Source organism: Nocardia sp. CDC160, assembly GCF_035818795.1.
GTDB lineage: Bacteria > Actinomycetota > Actinomycetes > Mycobacteriales > Mycobacteriaceae > Nocardia.
On the sequence record NZ_JAYKYT010000019.1, the window covers coordinates 1 to 785 of the forward strand.

General features: G+C 66.5%; 1 protein-coding gene. It reads left to right on the forward strand.

The features are described from left to right. Positions 1 to 51: 51 nt before the first annotated feature. On the forward strand, positions 52 to 785 hold a 734-nt coding region (locus tag VMT40_RS39315), incomplete at its 3' end, for a DUF4226 domain-containing protein (protein ID WP_326364774.1).

Here is a 785-nt window from a genome sequence, read left to right on the forward strand (position 1 = left end):
GTGTTTTCGGGTTCTTTGGGTGTGGTGTCTGGTTCTGGTGGGTCGAGTGGGTTGGTTGATCCGCAAGCGGTCGAGGCATGGGCACCGGTCGCCGAGCAGGCCGCGACCGCCACCGCGACCGCGGCCGGGACCCTGCTGCCGCTGCTCGCCCAGGCCATGACCGGCCTGAGCAACACCCCCACCACCGACACCACCCCCACCACCGACACCCGCGGAACTAGCACTGGCACGACCCCTATCGATACCAGCGGAGCGGCCAACACCGGTTCCGATACAGCGGGGGCGGGTTTGTCACCACAAGCCCAGAAAGCCATCCAGATCCTGAAACTGCTCGCCGCCGCCTACGGCACCGGCACCACCACCGATCCACAGGTCACCGCCTTGCGCCAAGCCCTGGGCATCCCCGCCACCGGCTACACCGGCACCGGCACCGGCGCCACCGCCATCACCACCCAACAGATCTACCAGCACAACGCCGCCAACGCCTACACCACACTCGACGACCAGCTCGCCACCGACCTCACCACCCTGGCCGGCATCACCTCCACCGACCGCGCCACCATCAGCGCCATCGTCGACCAAACCAACCACGCCCTGCAAACCCTCGGCCCCCAGGCCTACACACCCACCGGCCAGCAACAAGTCAACAGAATCCTCCACGACGCCCTCACTCACGCCACCAAAACCGCCGGCAACACCCACACCACCAACCACGCCCTCGCCCAAGCCATCAACAACCTCACCCTCCAATACCTCTACACCCTCGCCGGAAAACCCAACCCAGC